This window comes from Amycolatopsis sp. NPDC049868 (genome assembly GCF_044461365.1).
Taxonomy (GTDB): domain Bacteria; phylum Actinomycetota; class Actinomycetes; order Mycobacteriales; family Pseudonocardiaceae; genus Amycolatopsis.
Window position 1 is genome coordinate 295,448 of the sequence record NZ_JBITKV010000002.1, and the last position, 24,539, is coordinate 319,986.

23 protein-coding genes are annotated in these 24,539 nt (G+C 68.4%); 14 read left to right on the top strand and 9 right to left on the bottom strand.

What is annotated here, in order from left to right; genetic code table 11:
* Positions 1 to 80 precede the first annotated feature (80 nt).
* Complete coding sequence (leuA, locus tag ACIBTM_RS09515; protein WP_395876060.1) at positions 81 to 1,838, bottom strand: 2-isopropylmalate synthase; 1,758 nt, start codon at positions 1,836 to 1,838, stop codon at positions 81 to 83.
* A 244-nt stretch (positions 1,839 to 2,082) separates the two neighbouring features.
* Here leuA and ACIBTM_RS09520 point away from each other — a divergent pair, with 244 nt between their 5' ends.
* From ACIBTM_RS09520 to ACIBTM_RS09530, 3 genes are read left to right on the top strand one after another with little or no spacing between them, the layout of a single operon-like run.
* On the top strand, positions 2,083 to 2,448 hold the full coding sequence (locus ACIBTM_RS09520) for a hypothetical protein (protein WP_395876061.1): 366 nt from the start codon (positions 2,083 to 2,085) through the stop codon (positions 2,446 to 2,448).
* A 23-nt stretch (positions 2,449 to 2,471) separates the two neighbouring features.
* On the top strand, positions 2,472 to 3,077 hold the full coding sequence (locus ACIBTM_RS09525) for a chemotaxis protein CheB (RefSeq protein ID WP_395876062.1): 606 nt from the start codon (positions 2,472 to 2,474) through the stop codon (positions 3,075 to 3,077).
* Complete coding sequence (locus tag ACIBTM_RS09530) at positions 3,074 to 4,918, top strand: CheR family methyltransferase (protein WP_395876063.1); 1,845 nt, start codon at positions 3,074 to 3,076, stop codon at positions 4,916 to 4,918. Before ACIBTM_RS09525 ends, ACIBTM_RS09530 begins: the two co-directional genes overlap by 4 nt.
* On the opposite strand, the gene ACIBTM_RS09535 is transcribed toward ACIBTM_RS09530, so the two are convergent.
* Positions 4,851 to 5,642: an ANTAR domain-containing protein gene (locus ACIBTM_RS09535; protein ID WP_395876064.1), complete on the bottom strand. Its 792-nt coding sequence runs from the start codon at positions 5,640 to 5,642 to the stop codon at positions 4,851 to 4,853. The two genes, ACIBTM_RS09530 and ACIBTM_RS09535, sit on opposite strands and share 68 nt — an antisense overlap.
* 119 nt (positions 5,643 to 5,761) lie before the next feature.
* Between ACIBTM_RS09535 and ACIBTM_RS09540 the strand changes: the two genes are divergently transcribed.
* Positions 5,762 to 6,652 carry an ANTAR domain-containing protein gene (locus ACIBTM_RS09540; protein WP_395876065.1) on the top strand — a complete coding sequence of 297 codons (891 nt, stop codon included), beginning with the start codon at positions 5,762 to 5,764 and terminating at the stop codon, positions 6,650 to 6,652.
* Here the strand turns inward: ACIBTM_RS09540 and ACIBTM_RS09545 are convergent.
* The gene (locus ACIBTM_RS09545) at positions 6,645 to 7,238 is read right to left on the bottom strand and encodes a hypothetical protein (protein WP_395876066.1); all 594 of its coding nucleotides are present in this window, start codon (positions 7,236 to 7,238) and stop codon (positions 6,645 to 6,647) included. The genes ACIBTM_RS09540 and ACIBTM_RS09545 overlap by 8 nt on opposite strands.
* A 9-nt stretch (positions 7,239 to 7,247) precedes the next feature.
* Positions 7,248 to 8,087, bottom strand: coding sequence for a helix-turn-helix transcriptional regulator (locus ACIBTM_RS09550; RefSeq protein ID WP_395876067.1), 840 nt, complete (start codon positions 8,085 to 8,087; stop codon positions 7,248 to 7,250).
* Between the two features lie 399 nt (positions 8,088 to 8,486).
* Between ACIBTM_RS09550 and ACIBTM_RS09555 the strand changes: the two genes are divergently transcribed.
* A complete protein-coding gene (locus ACIBTM_RS09555) occupies positions 8,487 to 9,947 on the top strand; it encodes an MFS transporter (protein ID WP_395876068.1) in 1,461 nt (486 codons plus the stop codon).
* Here ACIBTM_RS09555 and ACIBTM_RS09560 read toward each other — a convergent pair.
* Positions 9,908 to 10,504: a nitroreductase family protein gene (locus ACIBTM_RS09560; protein ID WP_395876069.1), complete on the bottom strand. Its 597-nt coding sequence runs from the start codon at positions 10,502 to 10,504 to the stop codon at positions 9,908 to 9,910. The two genes, ACIBTM_RS09555 and ACIBTM_RS09560, sit on opposite strands and share 40 nt — an antisense overlap.
* 227 nt (positions 10,505 to 10,731) lie before the next feature.
* Here ACIBTM_RS09560 and ACIBTM_RS09565 point away from each other — a divergent pair, with 227 nt between their 5' ends.
* Positions 10,732 to 11,997: an aspartate kinase gene (locus tag ACIBTM_RS09565; protein ID WP_240596876.1), complete on the top strand. Its 1,266-nt coding sequence runs from the start codon at positions 10,732 to 10,734 to the stop codon at positions 11,995 to 11,997.
* Positions 11,997 to 13,037, top strand: a complete 1,041-nt coding sequence (locus tag ACIBTM_RS09570) for an aspartate-semialdehyde dehydrogenase (RefSeq protein WP_240596877.1) — start codon at positions 11,997 to 11,999, stop codon at positions 13,035 to 13,037. Before ACIBTM_RS09565 ends, ACIBTM_RS09570 begins: the two co-directional genes overlap by 1 nt.
* A gap of 104 nt (positions 13,038 to 13,141) precedes the next feature.
* Here ACIBTM_RS09570 and ACIBTM_RS09575 read toward each other — a convergent pair whose 3' ends face one another.
* Together ACIBTM_RS09575 and ACIBTM_RS09580 are read right to left on the bottom strand one after the other, a co-directional pair.
* Positions 13,142 to 14,248: a DUF4034 domain-containing protein gene (locus tag ACIBTM_RS09575; protein WP_395876070.1), complete on the bottom strand. Its 1,107-nt coding sequence runs from the start codon at positions 14,246 to 14,248 to the stop codon at positions 13,142 to 13,144.
* Positions 14,249 to 14,257: 9 nt separating this feature from the next.
* On the bottom strand, positions 14,258 to 15,757 hold the full coding sequence (locus ACIBTM_RS09580) for a M48 family metallopeptidase (protein WP_395876071.1): 1,500 nt from the start codon (positions 15,755 to 15,757) through the stop codon (positions 14,258 to 14,260).
* Between the two features lie 238 nt (positions 15,758 to 15,995).
* On the opposite strand from ACIBTM_RS09580, the gene ACIBTM_RS09585 reads away from it, so the two are divergent.
* Together ACIBTM_RS09585 and ACIBTM_RS09590 are read left to right on the top strand one after the other, a co-directional pair.
* Positions 15,996 to 17,186 (top strand): RtcB family protein, encoded by a 1,191-nt coding sequence (locus ACIBTM_RS09585; RefSeq protein ID WP_395876072.1) that lies wholly within the window; start codon positions 15,996 to 15,998, stop codon positions 17,184 to 17,186.
* 63 nt (positions 17,187 to 17,249) lie between these two features.
* Entirely contained in the window at positions 17,250 to 17,621 is a 372-nt protein-coding gene (locus ACIBTM_RS09590; protein ID WP_395876073.1) for a hypothetical protein, read from the top strand.
* 73 nt (positions 17,622 to 17,694) lie between these two features.
* Here ACIBTM_RS09590 and ACIBTM_RS09595 read toward each other — a convergent pair whose 3' ends face one another.
* The gene (locus tag ACIBTM_RS09595; RefSeq protein ID WP_395876775.1) at positions 17,695 to 18,837 is read right to left on the bottom strand and encodes an MFS transporter; all 1,143 of its coding nucleotides are present in this window, start codon (positions 18,835 to 18,837) and stop codon (positions 17,695 to 17,697) included.
* 207 nt (positions 18,838 to 19,044) lie between these two features.
* Here ACIBTM_RS09595 and ACIBTM_RS09600 point away from each other — a divergent pair, with 207 nt between their 5' ends.
* Positions 19,045 to 20,487 (top strand): catalase, encoded by a 1,443-nt coding sequence (locus tag ACIBTM_RS09600; RefSeq protein WP_395876074.1) that lies wholly within the window; start codon positions 19,045 to 19,047, stop codon positions 20,485 to 20,487.
* A 434-nt stretch (positions 20,488 to 20,921) separates the two neighbouring features.
* Positions 20,922 to 21,452 (top strand): hypothetical protein, encoded by a 531-nt coding sequence (locus tag ACIBTM_RS09605; RefSeq protein ID WP_395876075.1) that lies wholly within the window; start codon positions 20,922 to 20,924, stop codon positions 21,450 to 21,452.
* Between the two features lie 102 nt (positions 21,453 to 21,554).
* Here ACIBTM_RS09605 and ACIBTM_RS09610 read toward each other — a convergent pair whose 3' ends face one another.
* Positions 21,555 to 22,601, bottom strand: coding sequence for an alpha/beta hydrolase (locus tag ACIBTM_RS09610; protein WP_395876076.1), 1,047 nt, complete (start codon positions 22,599 to 22,601; stop codon positions 21,555 to 21,557).
* 147 nt (positions 22,602 to 22,748) lie between these two features.
* Between ACIBTM_RS09610 and ACIBTM_RS09615 the strand changes: the two genes are divergently transcribed.
* From ACIBTM_RS09615 to ACIBTM_RS09625, 3 genes are all read left to right on the top strand, one after another.
* A complete protein-coding gene (locus ACIBTM_RS09615; RefSeq protein WP_395876077.1) occupies positions 22,749 to 23,324 on the top strand; it encodes an NADPH-dependent FMN reductase in 576 nt (191 codons plus the stop codon).
* Between the two features lie 139 nt (positions 23,325 to 23,463).
* Complete coding sequence (locus ACIBTM_RS09620) at positions 23,464 to 23,886, top strand: organic hydroperoxide resistance protein (RefSeq protein WP_395876078.1); 423 nt, start codon at positions 23,464 to 23,466, stop codon at positions 23,884 to 23,886.
* A gap of 56 nt (positions 23,887 to 23,942) precedes the next feature.
* Positions 23,943 to 24,419: a Dps family protein gene (locus tag ACIBTM_RS09625; protein ID WP_395876079.1), complete on the top strand. Its 477-nt coding sequence runs from the start codon at positions 23,943 to 23,945 to the stop codon at positions 24,417 to 24,419.
* Positions 24,420 to 24,539: the final 120 nt, after the last annotated feature.

Sequence of the window (24,539 nt, forward strand, 5' to 3'; positions counted from 1 at the left end):
GCGGGCCGTTTAGTGGGGGTTGCCGGCCCCCGCCCCTGGGCTCCGCCGGGGTTGGGGGGCCTCCCCCCGCGAAGCGGGGTTTACCGGTTCGCCCGGTTCACGGCCGAGACGACGGCCCGCAGCGAAGCGGTCACGATCGACGGGTCGATCCCGATGCCCCAGTACACCCGGTCGGAGATCGCGCACTCGATGTACGACGCCGCCCGCGCGTCGTCGCCCGGCGAGAGCGTGTGCTCGCTGTAGTCCAGCAGCCGCAGGTCGAACCCGACGGTCGACAACGCGTCGAAGAAGGCCGCGATCGGACCGTTCCCTCGGCCGGTGACCTCGTGCTCGTCGCCCTCGACCCGCACGGTCGCGGTGATGTCGTACTCGCCGTCGCCGTTGTCCGTGACGTGCTGGCGCACCAGCTCCAGCGGCGTCTTCAGCTCCAGGTACTCGGCCGAGAACGCGTTCCACATGGTGGCCGGGTCGACCTCGCCGCCCTCGGAGTCGGTGTGGCGCTGGACGACCTTCGAGAACTCGATCTGCAGGCGCCGCGGCAGGTCGAGCTGGTGCTCGGCCTTCATGATGTAGGCGACGCCGCCCTTGCCGGACTGCGAGTTCACCCGGATCACGGCCTCGTAGCTGCGGCCGATGTCCTTCGGGTCGATCGGCAGGTACGGGACCTCCCACGGGTGCTCGTCGACCGGCGTCCCGACCTTGTCGGCGGCGGCCTTCAGCGCGTCGAGGCCCTTGTTGATCGCGTCCTGGTGGCTGCCGGAGAACGCGGTGAACACCAGGTCGCCCGCCCACGGGCTGCGTTCGTGCACCGGCAGCTGGTTGCAGTATTCGACGGTCCGCTTGATCTCGTCCATGTCGGAGAAGTCGATCTGCGGGTCGACGCCCTGGCTGTACAGGTTCATGCCCAGCGCGACCAGGTCGACGTTGCCGGTGCGCTCGCCGTTGCCGAACAGGCAGCCTTCGATCCGGTCCGCGCCTGCCTGGAAGCCCAGTTCGGCGGCGGCGATACCGGTACCGCGGTCGTTGTGCGGGTGCAGCGACAGGATCACCGAGTCGCGGCGGTCCAGGTTGCGGTGCATCCATTCGATCGAGTCGGCGTAGACGTTCGGCGACGCCATCTCGACGGTGGCAGGCAGGTTCAGGATCACCGGCTTCTCCGGCGTGGGCTGCCAGATCTCGGTGATGGTGTTGCAGACTTCGAGCGCGTACGACAGCTCGGTGCCGGTGTAGGACTCCGGCGAGTACTGGAAGCGGAAGTCGGTGTCCGGCTGCTTCGCCGCGTAGTCGACGACCAGCTCGGCGGCCTGCGAAGCGATCTTCGTGATGCCGATGCGCTCTTCGCGGAACACGACGCGACGCTGCAGGATCGAGGTCGAGTTGTAGATGTGGACGATCGCGCGCGGCGCGCCTTCGAGCGCCTTGAAGGTGCGCTCGATCAGCTCCGGGCGGCACTGGGTCAGCACCTGGATGCTGACGTCGTCCGGGATGGCGCCCTCGTCGATGATCTCGCGGACGAAGTCGAAGTCCGTCTGCGAGGCCGCCGGGAAGCCGACCTCGATCTCCTTGTAGCCCATGCGGACCAGCAGGTCGAAGAACTTGCGCTTGCGCGCGGGCGACATCGGGTCGATCAGGGCCTGGTTGCCGTCGCGCAGGTCGACGGCGCACCACAGCGGGGCGCGGTCGATGCGCTTGTCCGGCCAGGTGCGGTCGGGCAGCGAGATGTCCTCGACCAGGTCGTACCAGGGGCGATAGCGGTGCACGGGCATCGAAGTGCCGCGCTGGGTGTTCCACGAAGCCTGCTCGGAAGGCGCAGGACGGGTGGGCTTGCGAATGCTCATGAGGGGTCGGTTCTCCTGAAGAATCGGGTGCGACGACCGGCACCACGAAGCCCCGCGACGGGGAGCCGGTCCGATCAGGCCCCGTCGCGGCAGCGAAGCAGGAGAGCTCGAGCCACGAGGTCACCTTAACCGCGCGATCTCCCGAAGGGAAACCCGGGCCGCGATCGAACCGTGACCACAGTGGCGCCCATTCGGGTTACTCGCGGGTAGCAATCGGACCAGGCGGCGTGCCACACTGCCCGGCATGGGCGAGCACGCTGAAGAGAAGGAAACCGCTGATCAGGAGACCAGGCGCAAGGTCGACTGGCGAGCGGGCGGCGGCCGCGCGGCCGGGATCCTGGCGAACGTGGTCCGCTGGGCGGGCCTGATCTTCGCCGCCATCCTGGTGCTGCACGTCGTCTTCGTGATCGGCGAGGCGAACCCCGGCAACGGCATCGTGTCGTTCGTCCGCGGCTGGGCCGACGGGCTGCTGCTGGGCTTCAAGGATCTCTTCATGCCCGAAGACGCCAAGCTGCGCGTGCTGATCAACTACGGCATCGCGGCGGTCTTCTGGATGGTCGTCACCGGGATCCTCGCCAAGATCATCCGCCGCGTGGGCGGTTCCGCCTGACCCTGGAGCACTACGCTCGAAAAATGTCCGGCATCAGCCGCTCGCGGGCGGTGCCTTACGAGATCGTCGCGATCGGGGCTTCGGCGGGCGGGGTCAAGGCGCTCCTCACGGTGCTCAAGGCCTTGCCCGCGGACTTCCCGGTGCCCTTGGTCATCGTCCAGCATCTCGATCCCCGTCACGACACGGTGCTCGCCGAGCTGCTCGACCGGCGGTCGCGATTGCGGGTCAAGCTGGCCGAGGACGGAGACGTCGTCGAGCCCGGGGTCGCCTATCTCGCTCCACCGGACCGGCATCTCCTGGTCGGACCCGGCGGTGAGCTCCGGCTGTCCCATCGGGACAAGGTGAGATTCGTCCGGCCGTCCGCCGACCCGCTCTTCGAATCCGTCGCGGAGGTCTACGGTCAGCGGGCACTGGTCTGCGTGCTGACCGGAACCGGTTGCGACGGCTTGGCGGGTGCGAGGGCGGTCTCGTCCCGTGGCGGTACCGTGGTCGCCGAAGATCCGAGTACCGCGGAATTCAAAGGCATGCCTCAGGCGGTGGTGAACGCCGCGGCGGTCGACCTGACGCTGCCGCTGGACGAAATCGCGGCCGCGCTGGTGGCTCTGATCGAAGGAACGATGTCGCTGTGACCGCGTATGACGGCGAGACCGAAGACGAGCGTGAGCTTGAATACCTGCTGACGTTCATCAAGGATTCCCGCGGCTTCGATTTCACCGGATACAAGCGAACGTCGCTCGGGCGCCGGATCCGCAAGCGGATGCAGACCGTGAACTTCGAGAAGTACGCGGATTACCGGGATTTCCTGGAGATCAACGCCGACGAGTTCCAAGAACTCTTCAACACCATTCTGATCAATGTCACCGGTTTCTTCCGTGACCCGGCGGCATGGGACTACCTGCGGACGGCCGTCGTCCCCGGGTTGATCGCCAAGGCCGACCCGGACCAGGACATCCGGATCTGGAGCGCCGGGTGTTCGAGCGGGGAGGAGGCCTACACCCTCGCGATCATCTTCGCCGAGCATCTCGGGATCGAAGCCTGCACCAAACGGGTCAAGATCTACGGCACCGATGTCGACGAGGAAGCGCTGCGCGAGGCCAGGGCCGGGGTGTACTCCCTCAAGGCACTGGAAAAACTCCCCGAAGAGCTGAAGGCGAAGTACTTCGAACCGAACGGCGCCCTGTTCGCCTTCCGCCGCGACCTCCGCCGCAGGGTGATCTTCGGCAGGCACGACATCACCCGCGACGCCCCGATCTCGCGGGTCGATCTGCTCGTCTGCCGCAACACCTTGATGTATTTCAACGTCGAAGCGCAAACGAAGATCATCGAACGGTTCCATTTCGCGCTCAACGAAGGCGGCCACCTTTTCCTCGGCAAGGCCGAGATGCTGCTCGCCGACGGATCCCGGTTCGAGGTCACCGACATGCGCAACCGGGTGTTCCGGGTCCAAGCCGGTGCGGGGGCGGCGAAGCCGGCGCGTCCCGACCTCTTGCCTGCTTCCGACGCCGGAAGGATCAATCGGCGTCAGGTGGCCGAACTGGCCTTGGCGTCCTCACCCGATTCGGTGCTGGTCATCGACCGTGACGGCATGGTGGCGTTGATCATCGGCGCGACGACGCCGCAGTTCGGGCTCTCCCCGGACAAGGTGGGCATGCCGTTCGGCGAGCTGGAGATCTCCTCCCGGCCGATCGAACTCGGCTCCTTGGTCGACAGGGCCCACAGCGAGCGCCGAAGCGTCCGGGTCAACACCGTGCGCTGGGACAAAAGCGACGGCGAGACACGGTACTTCGACGTCATCGTCAAGCCGCTGCTCACCACTGAAGGCGACGACCTCGGCGTCACGATCACCCTCATCGACACCACCGAGGCCACTCGGCTCCAGCAAGAGGTCAAACGGGTGCAGGAGGATCTCGCCACGGCCTACGCCGAGGTCCAGTCGACCAACGCGGAACTGGAGACCGTCAACGAGGAACTCCAGTCGAGCATCGAGGAACTCGAAACGACGAACGAGGAGCTCCAGTCCACCAACGAGGAACTCGAGACCACGAACGAGGAACTCCAGTCGGGCAACGAAGAACTCGAAACGATGAACGAGGAGCTGCGGATCCGCACAGCGGAGCTGGACGAGGCGCGCACCTTCCTCGAAGGGGTGCTGTCCAGTGTCGCCGCCGGAGTGGTCGTGCTCGACAGCGATCTTTTGGTGCGCAGCTGGAACCGCGGCGCCGAAGACCTGTGGGGGATGCGCGCCGACGAGGTCTACCGGACGGACTTCTTCACGCTCGATTTCGGACTGCCGACCGACGGGCTTCGCGACATGGTCGAGATCTGCAACGAGACCGGCCACCGCGCACTCCCGGTCGAGACCGACGCGGTGGACCGGAAGGGCAGACCCTTCACCGCCTCGGTCAGTTGTTCGCCGCTCGGCGGGCCGGGAAGTGGCGTCGTGCTGCTGATGGAGAAGCGGCGGGAGTGAGGTCGTCGCCGTGGGGAAGCAGGTCGGCGACCGTCAGGTCACGCTTCATCAGCCGTTCGGAGAGGTCGCCGATCCGCATGTTGTGACCGCGGGCGTACCGCCGCAGCACCCGGAACGCGCCCTCCGGGCTGACTTCCAGCCGGGCGGACAGCAATCCCTTGGCCTGCTCGATGATCACCCGGCTGGACAGCGCCCCCTGCAGTTGCTGCGAGGTCGTGGTCAGCCCGGCGATCGTCCGGTGGTTGAGCATGGCGATCGTCGCGACGTCGGCGAGCGCGCCCGCGATCTTCAGCTCGGTCGGTGGCAGTGGCGTCGTCTCCGTGGTCAGGATCGTCACCGCGCCGAGCGTGTCTTCGCGGCGGCTGAACGGGAACGCGTGAACCGACCGGTAGCCGAGGGAGAGCGCGGCGGGAGCGAGTCTGCTCCAGCGTGACGTCGCTTCGTCGAGGAGCACGTTGACGACCGGCTCGCCGTTCGCCTCGCACTCGATGCCTGGCCCTTCCTCGGCGAGGAGTCCGCCGAGCGGTGGGGCCTCGAGTCTTTCGTCGGTGTCCACCACGACGAAGCGATCGCCGGAGGCGGTCAGGTGCACCGACGACGAGGCGACCAGCTGGGAGTACCGATCCGCCACGCAGTACCAGTAATTCGCCGGATCCAGCGCGGGGACGAGAGTGTCCGCCAGCTCCACCAACGTGTCGGTGACCCATTTTTCGCGATTCCGCATCAAAAATCGGCCTTCCTTGGGGGCAGCCAACGCTAGTCCTCTCGGTGCGGTCACGGAAGCCGTGCCACTCAGCCATCCGGGTCACATCCGCGGGGCGTCGGCGAGCGTACGCTCGGCTCATGTGGGACGGCACCGGTGGCCGGTACGACCAGTCGGCCCTGCGCGGACTGGTCGAGGCCGAACGAGGGCGTGCGGATCGCGCCGCGGGGGTGGCTCTACGGCACGAAATCCTGATGGAAAAGGCCGGCGAAACCATGCGACCGTTCCATCGGAGGATGGCGGAACTCCATCGCGCCACCGAAGGCAGGCACCGGGCGGCGGCCGATCTGCACGCGGGTTACGTCGCCGCGATGAAGGATTGGGCCGCCGAGCCCACCGGGCGGGCGGACACCCCTCCGGCGTTCATGGCGGCGGTGGCCGAGACGTCCGGCGTCCGGAGCCTCGCGGTGTCCTTGTTCAGCAGCCCGGGAAGCGCGGCGGTCGTCGTGTCCGACCCCGTCGCCGCCAGGGCGAACGATCTGGAGCGCATCTTCGGCGAAGGGCCCTCCCTGGAAGCCTCCGCCGAGCCGGGCGTCTGCGGTGAGCGGGAACTGTCGAGCCGGTGGCCCCGGTTCGGGCCCGCCGCGAGGGAACTCGGGGTCCGGGCGGTGGTGTCGGCCAGGCTGGGGCTGCGGGAAGCGCGGCTGGGCACCCTCACCGCGTATCGGCCCGAGCCCGAACCGGACGCCGAAATCGCCCGTTCGACGGAACTGATGGCCGAAGCCCTCACCGCGACCGCGCTGCACCCGGACACCCGGCTCGACGCCGACGACGGGCTCCCCGTCCATCCCTTGTTCGGCGACCTGGATCTCCAGGTCGTGGTGCATCAGGCCACCGGGATGCTGATGACCACCCAGGACTGCGACGCCTCGGACGCGATCGCCCTCATCCGCGCACGGGCCTACGCCCTGGACGAGAGCGTCATCGAAACCGCACGGAAGATCGTGAACCGGGCGTCGCCCTTCAGCTGACACCGAGCCTTTCGTAAGCCGCGACGGCGGCTTTCGGGTCGTCCGCCTGGAATTTCACGACGCGGACGGTCTCCGTCGCGCCGAGCGGCCGGGTCACGGTGATCGGCTCACGCAGTTCGGCGATCAGGTTCGTCTCGTAGAAGTTGTCGTGACGGAGCCAGGTTTCGTCGCGGAACGCCTTCGCCTTGGCAGGATCGTGGCTCTCCTTCACCTGCCGCAGGGTGGCGATGTTCTCCCTCGGGATTCGCACGTCGTAGAAGGAGCTGTAACGCACTCGCACCTCGCGCGAAGAGATCACGTGCGGCCGGACGACGGTGCCCGCGTAGACCCCGAACACCAAAAGCGCCGAATACACGCCGAGGACGAGCAGCAGAACGTCGACGACGATGCCGAAGTCGATCAGCCAGAAGAGACCGGCTTCGACGGCGCTCACCACGGCCAAGACGACGAAGATCGGCTTGCCGCCCGAGCCGTACGGCACCGCGACGGCGTCACCGTCGATCCCGTCCTTCCGGCGGCTGAAATACAGCCAGAGTCCGGCCATCGTGCGTGACTCGTTGCGGATCAGCGCGCGAAATGCCCCCATATCCCCAGGTTAGCGATCGAACCGGGTCAGGAGTTTCACCGCGTCGGCGGATCCCGGATCCTTCGGGGTGTAGATCTCCAGCCGGTGGTCGGGGCTGTCGGGCTGGAGCCACACCTGGTAGTCGACGCCGAACGCGCCGACCGTCGGATGCCGCAACCACATGGCGCCGACGGTGCAGTCGGCGACGTCGCCGGTCGCCCAGAGCGTCGCGAACTCGTCGCTGCGCATGGTCAGCTCGCCGATGAGCGCCGCCAGCCGGGCGTCGGTCGGGTGACGGCCCGCGGTCAGCCGCAGATAGGCGACATGGATGCGCGCGAGCTCGGCCCAGTTGTCGAACAGATCCTTGGTGAGCGGGTCGAGGAAGAACATCCGCGGCACGGACGGCCGTCGCGCGGGATCCGACGGCGAGTCGAAGCCGAGGTGTTCGGCGGTGAGCACGTGGCCGGCCCGGTTCCACGCGAGGACGTCGCCGCGCCTGCCGAGCACGACGGCGGGCACGGTCTCGCCGAGGTTCTCCAGCAGCGCCAGGACCCGGGGATGCGGCTCTTCCGAGCCGGGGTCGGACAGCTTCGGGAGCGAGGACCGCCGGGCGAGGTTGTGCAGGTGCGCGGTCTCGACGTCGTCGAGCCGCAGCGCGCGGGCGAGCGCGTCGAGTACCTGCTGTGAAGCGGTCTCGGCCAGCCCTTGTTCCAGCCGCGTGTAGTACCCGGCGCTCACCCCGGCGAGCTGGGCGAGCTCCTCGCGGCGCAGCCCCGGCACGCGGCGCGAGGTGCCGTAGGTGCGCAGGCCGATCTCGGCGGGAGCCACCCGGTCACGACGGCTTTTGAGGTACACGCCGAGGCTTTCCATGACTCCGAGCCTAAGTACTTCGCCTGCCGCTTGGGGGTACCCACGAGGTGTACCCACGGCACGGTTGCCCTTCTCCTCAACGGTTGTGGCACGTCGCGAAAGCCACTTTCGCGACGTCTGACGTCCCGAAAGTGGCTTTCGCGACATGCCGGCCGCTCACGCGCACCAGCCAGACCGGCGGCCGAGGCCCACCCGGTCTTGAATCCGCCAACAGCTCCATTGAGCGTGCTGGGCAGCTGAAGTACATGAAGGCCTCCTTCCTGTACCTAGGCGCAAGGATGGGGGCCTTCATGTACTTGGGAAGGGGGCCTTCACGCGCGGCACGCCTGGGTGCACCCGCGAGGTGTACCCACGGCACGGGGATGGCTGCGCTCTCGAAGCCGGTACAGCGTCGAAGGCATGACACGACCGCACACCCGGGCCTGGTTCGGCCTGCTGGTGATCCTCTGCCCGGTGTTCCTGGTCTCGATGGACGGATCGATCCTGTTCCTCGCGATGCCCAGGATCAGCCAGGCGCTCACCCCCACGGCCGATCAGGCGCTGTGGATCCTGGACGTCTACGGTTTCGCGGTCGGCTCGCTGCTGATCGCGTTCGGCGCCATCGGCGACCGGTACGGACGGCTGAAGCTGCTGATGATCGGCGCCGCCGTGTTCGGCCTCGGCTCGGCGGGCGCGGCCTTCGCGCCGAATCCGGAAACGCTCGTCGCCTTCCGCGCGCTGATGGGGTTGGCGGGCGCGACGCTGCTGCCGTCCGCGCTCGCCGTGCTGAGCGAACTCTTCCCCGATCCGCGGCGGCGGGCGCGCGCCATCGGGATCTTCGCGGCCGCGTTCGCCGCCGGTTTCGCGATCGGCCCGGTCGTCGGCGGGGTCCTGCTGGAGCGGTTCCCGTGGGGCTCGGTCTTCCTGGTCAACCTGCCGGTGATCGCGGTGTTCCTGGCGCTCGCGCCGGTGCTGCTGCGCGAGGTGCGGGCCGCCGGGAAAGGCCGTGTCGACGTGCTGAGCGTGGCGCTCTCCGCCGTCGGTCTCCTGCTCGCGATCTACGGGATCAAGCACGCGGCCGCCGACGGCCTGTCCGTCTCCGCGGTCTCCGCGGGGATCGCCGGCGCCGCCCTGCTGGTGTGGTTCGTCCGGCGTCAGCGCGGTCTGGAACATCCGCTGATCGAGTTCTCCCTGTTCCGCGACCGCGTCTTCACGATCGCGATCGTCACCGGGCTGCTGCCGCTGGCCGCGTGGTCGGCGGCCGCGTACCTGTCGGGGATCCACCTGCAGTCCGTGCTCGGCCTGCCCGTCCTGCACGCGGCCCTGCTGGCACTGCCCGGCGCGGCCGTCCTCACGATCATGTGCGTCGTCACGCCCGCGCTGGTCGACCGCGTCGGCAAGCGAACGGCGCTGGTCGCCTGCCATTTCTCCATCGCCGCCGGGCTGGCGCTCCTGCTGATGACCGGGGTCACCGGCGGGGTGGGCTGGTACGTCGCGTCGACGGTGGTCGCCGGGGTCGGCTACGGCATCTCGTTCAGCGTGGTGGCCGACACGGCCGTCGCCGCGGTGCCCGCCGAACGGGCGGGAGCGGCGGGCGCGATCGCCGAGACCAGCAACGAGATCGGCAACGCCCTGGGGATCGCGCTCATGGGCTCGCTCGCCGCGCTCGTGTTCCGCCTGACGGGCCCGGACCTCGCGCCCACCCTCGGCGAAACCCTCGCTATCGCGCCCGCGGCCGCTCTTGACGCGAAGGAGGCCTTCGTCGCCGGGCTGCACACCGCCGTCGCGGTGCTCAGCCTGCTGCACGCCGGGCTAGGGGCTCTCGCTCTGCGATGGCTCCCTCACCCGGGGAAGGCGCTCGTGCCCCAGGCGTCGGCGTAGGCGAATTCGGCCAGGGGAACCCGCTCGCGCGGCGCCTTCTCGCGCTCGATCCGCCAGTCCTCTTCGAGCACCGACGGGTCCGCGGGGTGGCCGACCGCGATGGCGACCTTGGGTACGACGTCGTCGGGGAGACCGAAGAAGTCCTTCGCCGCTTCGGCGGAGAAGCCCGCCATCTGGTGCGCGATCAGGCCGAGGTCGACGGCCTGGAGCACGAGGTTCTCGCTCGCCAGGCCCAGCCCGTACTCGGCGTACGGGACGTCGCCCTTCTCGTTCGTGGTCACCATCACGCCGATCAGCAGCAGCCCGGCGCGATGGGCCCACGCGCGGTTGCCCGAGTTGAGCGTCGAGAGGATGCGGTCGAACGACGGCGTGCCCCGCAGACCGGCCAGGTAGCGGGCGGGCTGGGTGTTGCCGAACGACGGCGCCCAGCGAGCCGCTTCGAGCAGCGCGCGGAGCTGGTCTTCGGACACCGTGGCCGCCTCGTCGTAGGCACGCGGGCTCCACCTGGCGGCCATGATCGGCGCGATCGGGGTACTTGTGTCGGCGGGTTTGTGCACTGACGGACGATAACAAGGGGTGCTCTCCGTCACTAAAGTGAAAGGCCTCCGACTATTTCGTTGGTGTTAAGGAAGATTTACTTCGGGGAGTCCTCTACGTGGTGGTCAGGACCACTTACGAGGGTGGCGGGCGTGCGTGACCCCGGTAGGCTTTCGCCCAAATAAGGGACGCGGGGGCTCCTCGGTGCCCACGAGGAGCACGCCCGGCCCGTCGAGGAGGTTCGGGCGTGGCCCTCGTGGTCCAGAAGTACGGCGGTTCGTCGCTGGAAAGTGCCGACCGGATCAAACGCGTCGCGGAACGCATCGTCGCCACCAAGAAGGCGGGCAACGACGTGGTCGTCGTCTGCTCCGCCATGGGCGACACCACGGACGAGCTGCTCGACCTGGCTCAGCAGGTCAACCCGGCTCCGCCGGAGCGCGAGATGGACATGCTGCTCACCGCGGGTGAGCGCATCTCCAACTCGCTGGTGGCGATGGCGATTTCGGCGCACGGCGCGGAGGCCTGGTCGTTCACCGGCTCGCAGGCCGGTGTGGTGACGACGTCCGTGCACGGCAACGCGCGGATCATCGACGTCAGCCCGAGCCGCGTGACGGAGGCCCTCGACCAGGGCTACATCGCGCTGGTCGCCGGTTTCCAGGGCGTGTCGCAGGACACCAAGGACATCACCACCCTCGGCCGCGGCGGTTCGGACACCACCGCCGTCGCGCTGGCCGCGGCGCTGAACGCCGACGTCTGCGAGATCTATTCCGATGTGGACGGTGTGTACACCGCCGATCCCCGGGTCGTGTCCGACGCCCGCAAGCTCGACACCATCGCCTACGAGGAGATGCTGGAGCTCGCCGCGAGCGGATCGAAGATCCTGCACCTGCGCTCGGTGGAGTACGCGCGCCGCTACGGCGTCCCGATCCGAGTCCGTTCTTCCTACAGTGACAAGCCGGGCACCACGGTGACCGGTTCTATCGAGGAGATCCCCGTGGAACAAGCGTTGATCACCGGTGTGGCGCACGACCGCTCCGAAGCCAAGATCACGGTGACCGGAGTGCCGGACCACGCCGGTGCCGCCGCCAGGATCTTCCGGGTGATCGCCGACGACGAGATCGACATCGACATGGTGCTGCAGAACGTGTCCAGCACCGTCTCGGGCCGCACCGACATCACCTTCACGCTGTCGAAGGCCAACGGGGCCAAGGCCGTGCAGTCGCTGGAGAAGATCAAGGACGAGATCGGCTTCGAGTCGGTCCTCTACGACGACCATGTCGGCAAGGTGTCGCTCGTCGGCGCGGGGATGCGTTCGCACCCCGGTGTCACGGCGACGTTCTGCGAGGCGCTCGCGCAGTCGGGCGTCAACATCGAAATCATCAACACCTCGGAGATCCGGATCTCGGTGCTCATCCGGGACGCGCAGCTCGACGACGCGGTGCGCGCGATCCACGAGGCGTTCGAACTCGGCGGCGACGAAGAAGCCGTCGTCTACGCGGGGAGTGGTCGCTGATGTCGGAAGGTTTGCGGGTAGGCGTGGTCGGGGCGACCGGTCAGGTCGGCGGCGTCATGCGCCGTCTGCTGGCCGAACGGGGTTTCCCGGTCGCCGAAATGCGGTACTTCGCTTCGGCGCGGTCCGCCGGTTCGAAGCTTCCTTGGCGTGACGGGGAAATCGTCATCGAGGACGCGACGACCGCGGATCCGTCCGGTTTGGACATCGCGCTGTTCTCCGCCGGTGGCTCGACCTCCAAGGCACAGGCGGAACGGTTCGCCGCCGCCGGCGCCACGGTGATCGACAACTCGTCGGCGTGGCGGATGGACCCGGACGTCCCGCTGATCGTCAGCGAGGTCAACCCGGAGGCGGTGAAGGAAGCGCGCAAGGGGATCATCGCGAACCCCAACTGCACCACCATGGCCGCGATGCCGGTGCTCAAGCCACTGCACGCCGAAGCCGGCCTGGTGCGGCTGGTCGCCAGCACCTACCAGGCGGTGTCCGGCAGCGGGCTCGCCGGCGTCGAGGAGCTGGAAGGCCAGCTCGCCGCGGCGGCGGCGAACGCGGGCGCCCTGACTCACGACGGCGCGGCGGTGACCTTCCCCGAGCCGAAGAAGTACGCGCGCCCCATCGCGCACAACGTCCTCCCGCTGGCCGGGTCCATTGTGGACGATGGCGAGTTCGAGACGGACGAAGAGAAGAAGTTCCGCAACGAGAGCCGCAAGATCCTGAGCATCCCGGAGCTGCTGGTCTCGTGCACCTGTGTGCGGGTGCCGGTGTTCTCGGGGCACTCGATCTCGATCAACGCGGAATTCGCGCAGCCGCTTTCCGTCGCCCGCGCGACCGAGCTGCTGACCGGCGCGCCCGGCGTCGAGCTGTCGGACATCCCGACCCCGCTGCAGGCCGCGGGCCAGGACCCGTCCTACGTCGGGCGGCTGCGGACAGATCCGGGCGTCGACGGCGGTCGCGGCCTGGTGCTGTTCCTGTCGAACGACAACCTGCGGAAGGGTGCGGCGCTCAACGCCGTGCAGATCGCGGAACTGGTCGCCGCGAACTCCTGACCCCCGCCCCGGCATGCTAGGAACGGTCCTTTCCTTGCGAAATTTGCAAGGAAAGGACCGTTCATTGCATCCGCCGGGCCAGTGACACCCCCGCATCCAGAGGACTAAACGCGCGTAGCACCCGCGCAGGCCGCGTACCGCGTGGCCAGGAACTCGCCCCGAGGGTCCCCGCTGTAGGACCACACCCCGCCGTCCGCCCGCGTCCCCAGGTGCCGGAACTGCTCGACGGCCTCGTCGAAGCGCCCGTTCTCCACGAGCGCCTTCGCCAGGTACGCCCGGTCCCCCCGCGTCTCGGGGGCATCACGTCCTTCGCCGTCGAGCCACGCCAGGATCCCGTCGAGCGCGCCGGAGACCCGCGGGTCCCGCCACGCGGGAACGTCCTGGAACTCGGCTTCGTGCGCGGCGACCAGCAGCAGCGGAGCCAGCTTCGGCGACTCCGCGGCCGCGGTCTCGGCGAACTCCCACATCAGCTCGTTCGAGCCGAACCACTTCGCGCACCAGTACTGCAATGCCCGCGAGTGCGCGCCGCGATGCCGAGGGTCGCGGGCGACGAGTTCCGCCCAGACCTTCCGGTACCGGTCGTTCTCGTACTGCCGCCCCATCGCGATCGCGAGCGCGGTCACCCAGGGCGTCGGGTCTTCGGGGGCGAGCGTGGCCGCCTCGTGCACGGCCTCCTCCGCCTGCTCCAGCACCCGGAAGAACGCGGCGAACTGCTCCTGGGTGACGTGCTTCGCCTGGAGCGCGCTGCGCACCTCCCAAGCCACGTGCACCAGCGACTCCGCGTTGACGAGCGCCGCGCCCGGGTCGCCGGGCCGGGTCTTCCGCCACGCGCGCAGCCACGCGTCGTCCTTCGCGGCGGCCTCGCCGAGCGCGCCGGTCACCTGGGCGCGGCGAGCCCAGTTCCCCCGGGTCGACGCCAGCAGCGTGGCGGCGCCTTCCCAATCGCCGCGGGCGGTCGACTCCTGCACGGCGAGGATGTCCCTGTCGGTCCAGTACTCCTCGGCCGAAACCTCGCTGTCGGCCGGGAGGCCCCAGCGCGTGACGTCCGGGATCTTTCCCTTGAACTTGGGCTTTTCCGGCGGCAGCAGCGCGGCGAACTCTTCGGGTGTCAGCACGTTCTTGAGTTCGTCGATCTCGACCCCACGCCGCTTCGCCTCTTTCATCATGGCGAAGACGGCCTTGCGTTCGCGGGATTTGAACAGCCAAAGCATTGAAACTCCTTAAGAACGAACAAGAGTGAGAGCCGGCCGGTAGCCGGCGGGCACTCCGGCGGCCGTCAGCAGCGCGCGCAGTGGCGCGGTGTCGGATTCGGCCGCGGCGGCCTTGTCGAGCGCGGGCTCCAGCCGGTCCGCCAGTGGCTCGTCCACGGTGAACGGCGCCGGCCCGGACCACGAAAGTGACCATCGCCCCGCACCGACGTCGGTGAGCGCGGCATGGACGACGACCGCCAGCCGTCGGCGGACCGAGACCGCGGCGAACTCCCGGCGGGCGCGCGGACCGGCACCGGCGGGCGGCTCCGCGCCGGGATCGGCCAGCTCTTCGTGCCTGCCCGCGTCGAGCAGGTCCAGCGCCATGTCGAGGGTGCGTTCGCCCAGGACCTCGGCGGCGGCTTCGGCGGCGGCGTGATGACAGCCGATGGCGACCAGCGACGGCCAGTCCGTCCGCCGTTTCGTGTGCGCCTCGTCGGAGAAGACGGTGAACAGTGCCTCGTCGAGCATCTTCTCGGCGCCGGTCAGCAGCTCGGTGGCCGGACCCCGCCCGCCGGGGCGGACCGGGATCCTGTCGCCCGCTTCGAGCGTCGCGACCCGGTCCCGGGTGGCCGGATGCGTGTCCCACCGCGAGGTCTCGTCCTCCGATGGGTTCCGGCGCATCTCCTCCATCTGCTCCGCCCTGGCCGGGTCGGTCAGCAGCGCGCGGTAGCCCTCGCCGAACCGGTCCGGGAGATACCCCGCGTCCCAGCCGATCGCGGCGTAGTTGTTCATGAAGAACCGCCAGGTGACGGCCAGCGCTTCGATCTCGCGCAGGGCCGAGGTCGCCGCGTCGGTACCCGCGAGCCGCGCCGAGACGGCGTCGGCCGCGAGCTCCTGGGCGCGACAGACACTCATCGAGACGACGAAGTACAGCTTCGCGTACTGCTTGAAGAGCCAGCCGACGAAGCGCTCGAAGTAACCGTCGCGGTCCAGGCCGTCGACCACCCGCGCGATCGACTTGCGCCCGCGATAGGTCACCGCGGCGAAGCGGGTGTCCTTGTTGCTGTAGTGCCCCAGCTCGTGCGCGAGGACCGCGCGGAACTGGTCCTGGCGCAGGCCCATGATCAGCGGCACGCCGATGATCATGCGGCGGCGCAGCACCCGCAGCCCGAGCCACGAGGTGCGCTCGGTGACCGCGGCGTTGACGTCCGGATCGAGGTAGATCTCGTCCGGCGGACGGGTGCCCGCCTCGGCCGCCAGTTCCCGGACCAGCGCCCAGAGGGCGGGCTGGGACTCCGGCGTCACCTGGACGCCGGGTACGTCGTCGTCGGTCACCCGCTCGACCGTGAGCAGGGTCTTCAGCAGGATCCAGCCGACCGGCACGGTGATGATGCCGAGCTTCACCGCCGCGACGACGTTGTGCCCCAGCGCCAGCACCTCGAGCGCCACGATCCCGCCCACGAACGCGAGCACGAGCAGCGGGAACCCCGCCAGCAGGACGGCAGCGAGCAGCCCACGAAAAGACTTCACTGTGAAACGGACCTTCCCCAGAGTTGGTGTACCCCCGACACCAATCGCTCATTGTGCCCGAAGCGCCTCGCGCGGCCGATCACTTTTCGAATACGATCGAAGACTTCGCGATGAACATCACCCCGCTCGTGCTTGTCGCATGTGGACTGTCCATTGTGGAGACGAATAATTGCCTTGTCCGGCTCGCCCGGCCGGTGCATTCTCGACGACGACAAACGTTTTCCACGAAGGGAAAGTCATGTACACGGCGGTCGAAGGCTCGCGGGTTCCGATCCGGATGTGGGCGGACCCCGCATCGGTCGAGGACCAGGCCATGCGGCAGCTGCACAACGTCGCCAACCTGCCGTGGGTGCACGGCGTCGCGGTCATGCCCGACGTCCACTACGGCAAGGGCGCGACCGTCGGCAGCGTGATCGCGATGCGCGACGCGGTGTCCCCGGCCGCCGTCGGCGTGGACATCGGCTGCGGGATGAGCGCGGTGCGGACCTCGCTCACCGCCGCCGACCTGCCCGACGACCTGCTGAAGCTCCGCCGGCGGATCGAATCCGCCGTCCCGGTCGGGTTCGGCCTGCACAAGACCCCGGTGAACCCGGCGAAGGTGCACGGTGTCGGTGGCTGGGACGCCTTCTGGAAGTCCTTCGGCGACCTGCATCCCGGCGTCCAGGACCTGCACGACCGCGCGTCGCGCCAGATCGGGAGCCTCGGCGGCGGTAACCACTTCATCGAGGTCTGTCTCGAACAGGGTGGCGAAGACGAAGGTCGCGTGTGGCTGATGCTGCACTCCGGTTCGCGCAACATCGGCAAGGAACTCGCGGAACGGCATATGGCCGTCGCGCGGAAGCTGCCGCACAACGCGGACCTGCCGGATCCGGACCTCGCGGTGTTCGTCGCGGGCACGCCGGAGATGCAGGCGTACCGGCGCGACCTGTTCTGGGCGCAGGACTACGCGGCGCGCAACCGCGCCACCATGGTCGCGCTCGTGAAGCAGGCGCTGAAGGACGTTGTGCCGCGGACGACGTTCGACGACGCGATCTCGTGCCACCACAACTACGTGGCGGAAGAGACCTACGACGACGTCGACCTCCTGGTGACCCGCAAGGGCGCGATCCGCGCGGGTTCGGGTGACCTCGGGATCATCCCGGGCAGCATGGGTACCGGTTCGTACATCGTGCGCGGCCTCGGGAACGCGTCGTCCTTCCAGTCCGCGTCGCACGGGGCGGGCCGCCGGATGTCGCGGAACAAGGCCAAGAAGCTGTACACCGCCGAAGACCTCGCCGCGCAGACCGCCGGCGTGGAATGCCGCAAGGACTCCGGTGTGGTGGACGAGATCCCGGCCGCGTACAAGGACATCGAAACGGTGATCAAGGCGCAGACGGACCTCGTCGAGGTGGTCGCTCACCTCAAGCAGGTCGTCTGCGTGAAGGGCTGAAACGGGGGTGGTGTGCCGTGGGAACCCGACATGCCACCCCCGTTTCTCGCTACTGTGGTCTTCATGAAGAGGTTGGGAATCGCGGCGCTACTGGCGGCCGCCGGAGTCGCGCTGGCGGGCTGCAGCGAGGTCACGAACGCCGTCGATCAGACGAACAAGGCCGCGACGAAGGTCGGCGCCTGCGCCGAGGCGCTCAGCCTCGCCGACCTCAATCCGGACCCGGCGACGATCAAGGAGCGGGCCGCCGACAAGGAGAAGCGCCTGCGTGAGCTGGCGAACAGCGTCGGCGAGCAGAACATCGCGGGCGCGCTGACCGGCATGGCCGACTCGTACCTGCAGGTGCAGAAGGAGAACATCCAGGACGCGGGCAAGATCGCGGACTGGACCAAGCGCAACCTCGACCGGCTCGAAGCCCTCCGCAAGGTCTGCGCCTAGCTCCCTCTCGCGTTTCGTCCTCTGAATGCGGTAGTCGGCGATACGAACGGCCGCGTTCAGAGGACGAAACGCGTCAGGAGGAAGTGAGCGCGGGCACCTGGGCGGGCGTCCGGGACCGGCGCCAGAACAGACCGGCCGAAGCGATCGCCAGCGCGCCCAGCGCCGAGGCCGCGAACCCCCAGCCGGGGCTCGAACGGTCGATCACGAACCCGATGATCGGGCTCCCGATCGCCAGCCCGATCCGGCTGGCCGCGTCCAGCAGGCCCATCGCCTCACCGCGCACCCGCGGCGGCGCCGCCGCGCTGACCGTCTCCGTGCTGGCCGCGAGCGTCGGCGCGCACAGCACGTTGCTCGGGAAGAGCACGATCGCCAGCAGCCACCACGGGTGGTCGATCAGCCCGACCGGCAGGGTCAGCACCGCGAGCAGCACCATCAGCGTGCCCTGCGAAAGCGACCGCCGGACCGCGCCGTGGATCGCCCCGCCGAGCACGGACGCGACGCACATCAGCGTGATCAGCAGGCCCGACCAGGCGATGTCGCCGCTCGCGCGCAGCGTCGCCAAGGCGGCGAGTTCCATGCCGACCAGGCAGAACAGCGCACCCGCGGCGATGAACATCGCCATCACGAGCCGTCCGGTGAGCCAGCTCCGCACGGACGGCCGCTCCCCGGTGAGCGCCTCGGCGTCGGCCTCGGCGCGGATCGGCGGGTTCTGCCGGTAGATCAACGTCGCCGAAAGCGCGAAGCAGACCCCGATACCGGTGAGCGCGTAGACCGCGGGCAGTTGCGTGATCGCCATGATCCCGGCCGACGGCCCGATCATGAACGACGCCTCCACCAGGATCGTGTCCAGCGAGTAGGCCGCTCGCCGCTGCTCCAGCGGTACGAGCGCGGTGAGCACCAGCCGCGCGAGCGTCCCGGCGGGCACCGACAGCACACCCGCGGGGAGCGCGACCGCGAGCAGCACCTGATACGGCAGATGCGGCGCGCTGATCCAGAACGCCGACGACGCCAGTCCGCAGACCGCGACCACCGGCCGCAGCCCGTAGCGGTCGACGTACCGGCCGACGAGCGGTGCCCCGATCGCGCTGCCGAGCGTGGTGGCGGCGCCGATCAGCCCGGCCGCGCCGTAACCGCGGCCGAGGTCGTTGACCACGTACAGCGTCATCGTCACGCCCATGGCCGTCATCGGGAGCCGGGCCAGGAACATCAGCAGCATCGAGCTGGGAACTCCGGGCACGGCTAACACGCGACGATACGGAGCGAGGGCCATACGTCCGATGAGAACGTAACTTGGTACGCACGTGCAAGTTTTTTTCGCGAGGCCCGGGTCACCCGGTCCGGGGTGTTTTCTTGACTGATTCCAGATTAGGCGGGAGGGTGGTGGTGACTGACCGCTCACCACCACGAACCAGGAGGCACCGGCGTGACCCTGCCGACCACGAACAACGTGGGCATCCCCGTCGCGAGCGACAACGACTCCCTGACGGTAGGCGCCAACGGCCCGATCCTGCTCCAGGACCACTACCTGATCGAGAAGAACGCCCAGTTCAACCGTGAACGCGTGCCGGAGCGCGTCGTCCATGCCAAGGGCGGTGGCGCGCACGGCTTCCTGGAGGTCACCGAGGACGTCAGTCAGTTCACGAAGGCCGCGCTGTTCCAGCCCGGCGTGCGCACCGAGAGCCTGGTCCGCTTCTCGTCGGTCGCCGGCGAGAACGGCTCGCCCGACACGTGGCGCGACCCGCGCGGCTTCGCGGTGAAGTTCTACACCTCCGAGGGCAACTACGACCTCGTCGGCAACAACACTCCGGTGTTCTTCATCCGCGACCCGATCAAGTTCCCCGACTTCATCCACTCGCAGAAGCGCCGCGCCGACAACCACCTGCGCGACCACGACATCCAGTGGGACTTCTGGACGCTGCGGCCCGAGTCCGCGCACCAGGTCACCTGGCTGATGGGCGACCGCGGCATCCCGTCGAACTGGCGGGAGATGGACGGCTTCGGCTCGCACACCTACCTGTGGGAGAACGCCGGCGGCGAGAAGTTCTGGGTCAAGTACCACTTCAAGACCGACCAGGGGGTCGGCTACCTGCCGCAGGCCGACGCGGACCGCATCGCGGGCGAGGACTCCGACTACTACATCCGCGACCTGTTCAAGAACATCAAGCAGGGCAACCACCCCAGTTGGACCCTGTACGTCCAGGTGATGCCCTACGCCGAGGCCGCGGACTACCGCTTCAACCCGTTCGACCTGACCAAGGTGTGGCCGAAGGGCGACTACCCGCTGATCAAGGTCGGCCGCTGGGTGCTCGACCGCAATCCGGCGAACTACTTCGCGGAGATCGAACAGGCCGCGTTCGAGCCGTCCAACCTGGTGCCGGGGATCGGCCCGTCACCGGACAAGATGCTGCAGGGCCGCCTGTTCGCGTACCCGGACGCGCATCGCTACCGGATCGGCGCGAACTACACGCAGCTGCCGGTCAACGCGCCGAAGTCCCCGGTGAACAGCTACTCACGCGACGGTGCGATGCGCTACCACAACCCCGGCGACCCCGTGTACGCGCCGAACTCCTACGGCGGCCCGCACGCGAGCGCGGAAATCGCCGCCGAGACCGCTTCGGGCTACGGCGTCGAGGACGAGGTCATCCGGTCGGCGTACAAGCTCCACGCTGAGGACGACGACTTCGGCCAGCCGGGCACGCTCGTCCGCGATGTGATGGACGACGCGCAGCGTGAGCGGCTCGCGGACAACATCATCGGCCACGCTTCGAACGACGTCTCCCGGCCGGTGCTGGAGCGCGTTTTCGAGTACTGGCGGAACGTCGACAAAGACCTCGGCGACAAGGTCGCGGACGCCTTCCGCGAGTAGAAGGACCTCTCTTCGAGAGGCTGCTCCCACCACGGAACGCCCCCGGTACGCACACCGGGGGCGTTCCCATGTCCCCACTCGCATGTGAAACCAGAAGTGGGCGTGGCGTGCGTGGGGGACACCCCGACTGGAGCAGTGCGACACGCCTGTCCGACGGAGTGATGAAGCTAAACGATCACCGTTTACACCGGTGTGGGTGAACGAGCCGTACTACGGTGTCGACCGGTCACAGGTGGTCATAAATCGGCGGGAAAAGGATGATCTTCAGGGGGAAGCACAAGATTTCGACGTTAATCAATTGCGGGGGTCTTACCCGGGAATGAATCCGGCACGTAAGGGTTAGAAATCGTCTCCAACCGGTGATCGGGTGGTGTTCGGCCGATACGGCGGGTATCGATTTACCTCGTCAGGTCCCAGAGGCCAGGAGGTAAGGAATGAAAGGCAACATTGCCCGGATGATTGCCGTGGTCGCCACCGGCAGTCTGTTGGCGGTGGCCTCGGCCGGCGCCGCGACTGCTGGTACCGATGGTGGAAAGGGTTCGTCGAACACGCAGGCGCTTGCCGCGCAGGTGCTGCAGATGCGAGACGGCCTCACCAAGGTGGCCTACGCCGGTGACGTCGCCAAGACGCGGGCGGACTTGGACAAGCTGAGCCCCGTCCTCGGTGACATCGCCGCGGGCAAGCGCTACCAGATCCAGACCGAAACACAGAAACTCGGCGACCTGGCCCAAGGCCGCTCCGTCGAGTCCAGCAGGCTGCTGGCCGACCCGACCGCCAAGGCACGTCAGCTGCCGCCGCTGCCGGTGCCGGTGCCGTCGCTCCCGGACCTTCCCGGACCGCTGAAGATCGTCAGCGACCTGGTGAAAGCCCTGCTCACGGCCGTGACCGGCATTCTCAGCGGTCTGCTCGGCGGGCTCCCTGTCCCGCCGCTGCCGGTACCGCCTGTGCCGCTCCCCACGCCCTAGAAGACCGAGGGAGTCGTCCGGTTCCGCCGTGCAGGGCGGCGGGCCACGAAATGGGGGCCGGGGCCCGGGTGGGGACATTTCTCCCCACCCGGGCTCTGGCCGTCACTGGGGCGCGAGGCCCACTCGCAGCGCTCCCGCCGCCTCGGCCGTCGCCTCGCGGAACCGCCGCCCCACACCGAGGAAGTTGAGGTATCCGTGGATCAGGTCCGGCTGGCGGCTGAGCGCCACCGGAACCCCGGCCTTCCGCAATTTCTCCGCGTAAGCCTCGCCCTCGTCGCGCAACGGGTCGAATCCGGCCGTCGCGATATAGGCGGGCGGTAATCCGGAGACGTCGCCGTGCAACGGGGAGAGTTTCGGGTTGTACAGATCGGTGCCCTTCGGCACGTAATGTCCTTCGAACCAGGTCATATCCGAATCGGTGAGGAACAGGTCCTCCGCGAACAATTCCCGGGAGCGGCGGCGCACGGTGAAATCGGTCGCCGGATAGAACAGCAGCTGGAACGCTGGGATCCCGCCGCCGCGTTTCACCGCCTGCTGCGCCGTCACCGCCGCGAGGTTCCCGCCCGCGCTGTCACCGCCGACGGCGATGCGCGCCGGATCGGCGCCCAAGTCGCGCGCCTTCGCGAAGGCGTACTCGAACGCCGCGATCGCGTCTTCGGTGGCGCCGGGGAAGCGTGTCTCCGGCGCGAGCCGGTACTCCACCGAAAGAACCCGCACGCCCGCCTGTTTCGCCAGGTAGCGGACGCTGTTGTCGTGGGAGACGCGGCTGCCGACCACCCAGCCCCCGCCGTGGAAGAACACGAGCAGCCCGGACGGGTCCGGCAGCCCGGCCGGTGTGTAGAGCGTGGCCGGCACGTCGCCGTCACCCGTGGGGATGAGCAGTTCCCTGGTGGCGACCGGCTCGATCGTCGGCCCGCTCACCAGATGCCTGCCGTCCAGGAGCATGCTGCGCGACTCTTCGACGCTTCCCCGCACCAGCGACGCCTTCGCCAGTTTCTGCAGGCGGAGCAGGAGCTGGGCGTCCAACGCCAGTTCCTGTCCGTCCAGGCGTAGCGGCGGCCCGGCGATGGCCCGTCTGACCGGCCTCGGGAGCCAGAACGCCAGCTGCGACAAGGCGGCCTCGGCACGGATCTGGAGCGGTATCGCCATGCTTCCTCCTGGGGGCTTCCCGCCAGGTTACTTTCGAGTAGGTATGCCGTCCAGCGGGAACGGGGCCGTTGCGGCGAACGGGTGTGACGCAGGCCTCCGTTCCAGATCCTGGTCCTCCACTTAAGTAGAGGGGTTAGCCTCGAAAGCGTGACTTCGACGAACTCGGTGCATGTCCTCGGTATCGGCGGCTCTCTTCGGGAGGGTTCGCAATCCGAGCGCGCGCTGCGCATCGCGCTCGGCGGGGCGGCCGAATCCGGAGTCACCACGGAGCTGATCTCCGGACCCGAACTGGTGTTGCCGTTCTACGACACCACGCCCTCGGAGCGGCACGAGCGCGCCATCCGGCTGGTCGAAGCGATCCGCCGCGCCGACGGGATCATCGTCGTCTCGCCCGGCTACCACGGTGCGCTGTCCGGTCTGGTCAAGAACGCCCTGGACTACGTCGAAGACCTGCGCGACGACGCCCGCCCGTATCTCGACGGCCGCGCGGTCGGTCTCGCCGCCGTCGCCTACGGCTGGCAGGCTGCGGTCACCACACTGGAGCAGCTGCGCACGATCACGCACGCGCTGCGCGGCTGGGCCACCCCTTTGGGTGGTTCGATCAACACCGCGGAGACCAAATTCGACGAAGCAGGCGGCGCCTCGGACGAGAAGAGCGTCCGCACGCTCCGCCTGATCGGCAGCCAGGTCGCCGAGTTCGCGCTGAGTCGCGCCGGTCACTAGCCGTTTGTTCCGGTCATCGTCCGGGTAATTCCCGGACGTGATGCCTGCCATGGGGTGGCAAGGTTTCGCGGTTGCGGGACGTTGACACCGAAGAGACGCTCAATGGGGCGTGTCTTGAGACCAAGAAGGTAGGCGAAGAATGGCTGAGGCTCTGTACACCGCTGTGGCCACCGCTCGCGGCGACGGCCGCAACGGTGAGGTCACGTCCTCCGACGGCGTCATCGACGAGTCGCTGGCGATCCCGAAGGAGATGGGCGGGCCCGGCGGGGACAAGACGAACCCCGAGCAGCTCTTCGCCGCCGGCTATTCCGCCTGTTTCCACTCCGCGCTGCAGCTCGTCGCGCGCCAGGCGAAGGTGAAGCTGGACGGCTCCACCGTCACCGCCGAGGTCAGCGTGCTCAAGCAGGACGTGGGTTTCGGTCTCGGTGTGGCGCTCAAGGTTTCGCTGCCCGGCTTGGCGCAGGCGCAGGCCGATCAGCTCGTCGAGCAGGCACACCAGGTGTGCCCGTACTCGAACGCGACCCGCGGCAACATCGAGGTCGCACTGTCCGCGTCGGTCTGATCCCGCACGCGACAGGTCCACTCCCGAACCGGCTATTTCTGAAAGGAAGACCGAAAATGGGCAAGTCTCCGATCCAGAGTCCGTTGAGCGAAGCCGACAAGGAGATCACCGGTAACGCCTTGCAGGCCACGCTGGTCGATCTGGTGGACCTGTCGCTGATCGCGAAGCAGGCCCACTGGAACGTCGTCGGCGCGAACTTCCGCAGCGCGCACCTGCAGCTCGACGAGCTGGTCGCCACCGCGCGCCAGTACGTCGACGAGGTCGCCGAGCGCGCCAACGCCATCGGTGTCTCGCCGAACGGCCAGGCGAAGGCCGTCGTGGAGAGCTCCGGCCTGCCGGACTACCCCGACAACTGGCAGTCCGTCGAGTCCACGGTGGCCGCCATCGTCGACATCCTCGCGGCGCTGATCGAACGGCTGCGCAAGCGCATCGACGAGACCGACAAGAGTGACCTGGTCACCCAGGACCTCCTCATCGAGATCACCCAGGAGCTCGAAAAGGCGCACTGGATGTGGCAGGCGCAGCAGGCCTGACCCCGCCGGTCCCGAACGCCATGAACGGGCCGTTCCTTGCGAAATTTGCAAGGAACGGCCCGTTCATTGCACGGCCGAGGGCGATCAAGGTGCCACCGGCCGTTCGCCGGGCTACGTTCG

Coding starts and splice junctions, on each gene's coding strand:
- ACIBTM_RS09605 (WP_395876075.1), top strand. CDS start 20,922: ATGAAAGGCAACATTGCCCGGATGATTGCCGTGGTCGCCACCGGCAGT.
- leuA (WP_395876060.1), bottom strand. CDS start 1,838: ATGAGCATTCGCAAGCCCACCCGTCCTGCGCCTTCCGAGCAGGCTTCG.
- ACIBTM_RS09590 (WP_395876073.1), top strand. CDS start 17,250: ATGAAGAGGTTGGGAATCGCGGCGCTACTGGCGGCCGCCGGAGTCGCG.
- ACIBTM_RS09550 (WP_395876067.1), bottom strand. CDS start 8,087: ATGGAAAGCCTCGGCGTGTACCTCAAAAGCCGTCGTGACCGGGTGGCT.
- ACIBTM_RS09525 (WP_395876062.1), top strand. CDS start 2,472: ATGTCCGGCATCAGCCGCTCGCGGGCGGTGCCTTACGAGATCGTCGCG.
- ACIBTM_RS09610 (WP_395876076.1), bottom strand. CDS start 22,601: ATGGCGATACCGCTCCAGATCCGTGCCGAGGCCGCCTTGTCGCAGCTG.
- ACIBTM_RS09540 (WP_395876065.1), top strand. CDS start 5,762: ATGTGGGACGGCACCGGTGGCCGGTACGACCAGTCGGCCCTGCGCGGA.
- ACIBTM_RS09520 (WP_395876061.1), top strand. CDS start 2,083: ATGGGCGAGCACGCTGAAGAGAAGGAAACCGCTGATCAGGAGACCAGG.
- ACIBTM_RS09570 (WP_240596877.1), top strand. CDS start 11,997: ATGTCGGAAGGTTTGCGGGTAGGCGTGGTCGGGGCGACCGGTCAGGTC.
- ACIBTM_RS09585 (WP_395876072.1), top strand. CDS start 15,996: ATGTACACGGCGGTCGAAGGCTCGCGGGTTCCGATCCGGATGTGGGCG.
- ACIBTM_RS09555 (WP_395876068.1), top strand. CDS start 8,487: ATGACACGACCGCACACCCGGGCCTGGTTCGGCCTGCTGGTGATCCTC.
- ACIBTM_RS09625 (WP_395876079.1), top strand. CDS start 23,943: ATGGGCAAGTCTCCGATCCAGAGTCCGTTGAGCGAAGCCGACAAGGAG.
- ACIBTM_RS09575 (WP_395876070.1), bottom strand. CDS start 14,248: ATGCTTTGGCTGTTCAAATCCCGCGAACGCAAGGCCGTCTTCGCCATG.
- ACIBTM_RS09620 (WP_395876078.1), top strand. CDS start 23,464: ATGGCTGAGGCTCTGTACACCGCTGTGGCCACCGCTCGCGGCGACGGC.
- ACIBTM_RS09595 (WP_395876775.1), bottom strand. CDS start 18,837: ATGCTGCTGATGTTCCTGGCCCGGCTCCCGATGACGGCCATGGGCGTG.
- ACIBTM_RS09535 (WP_395876064.1), bottom strand. CDS start 5,642: ATGCGGAATCGCGAAAAATGGGTCACCGACACGTTGGTGGAGCTGGCG.
- ACIBTM_RS09545 (WP_395876066.1), bottom strand. CDS start 7,238: ATGGGGGCATTTCGCGCGCTGATCCGCAACGAGTCACGCACGATGGCC.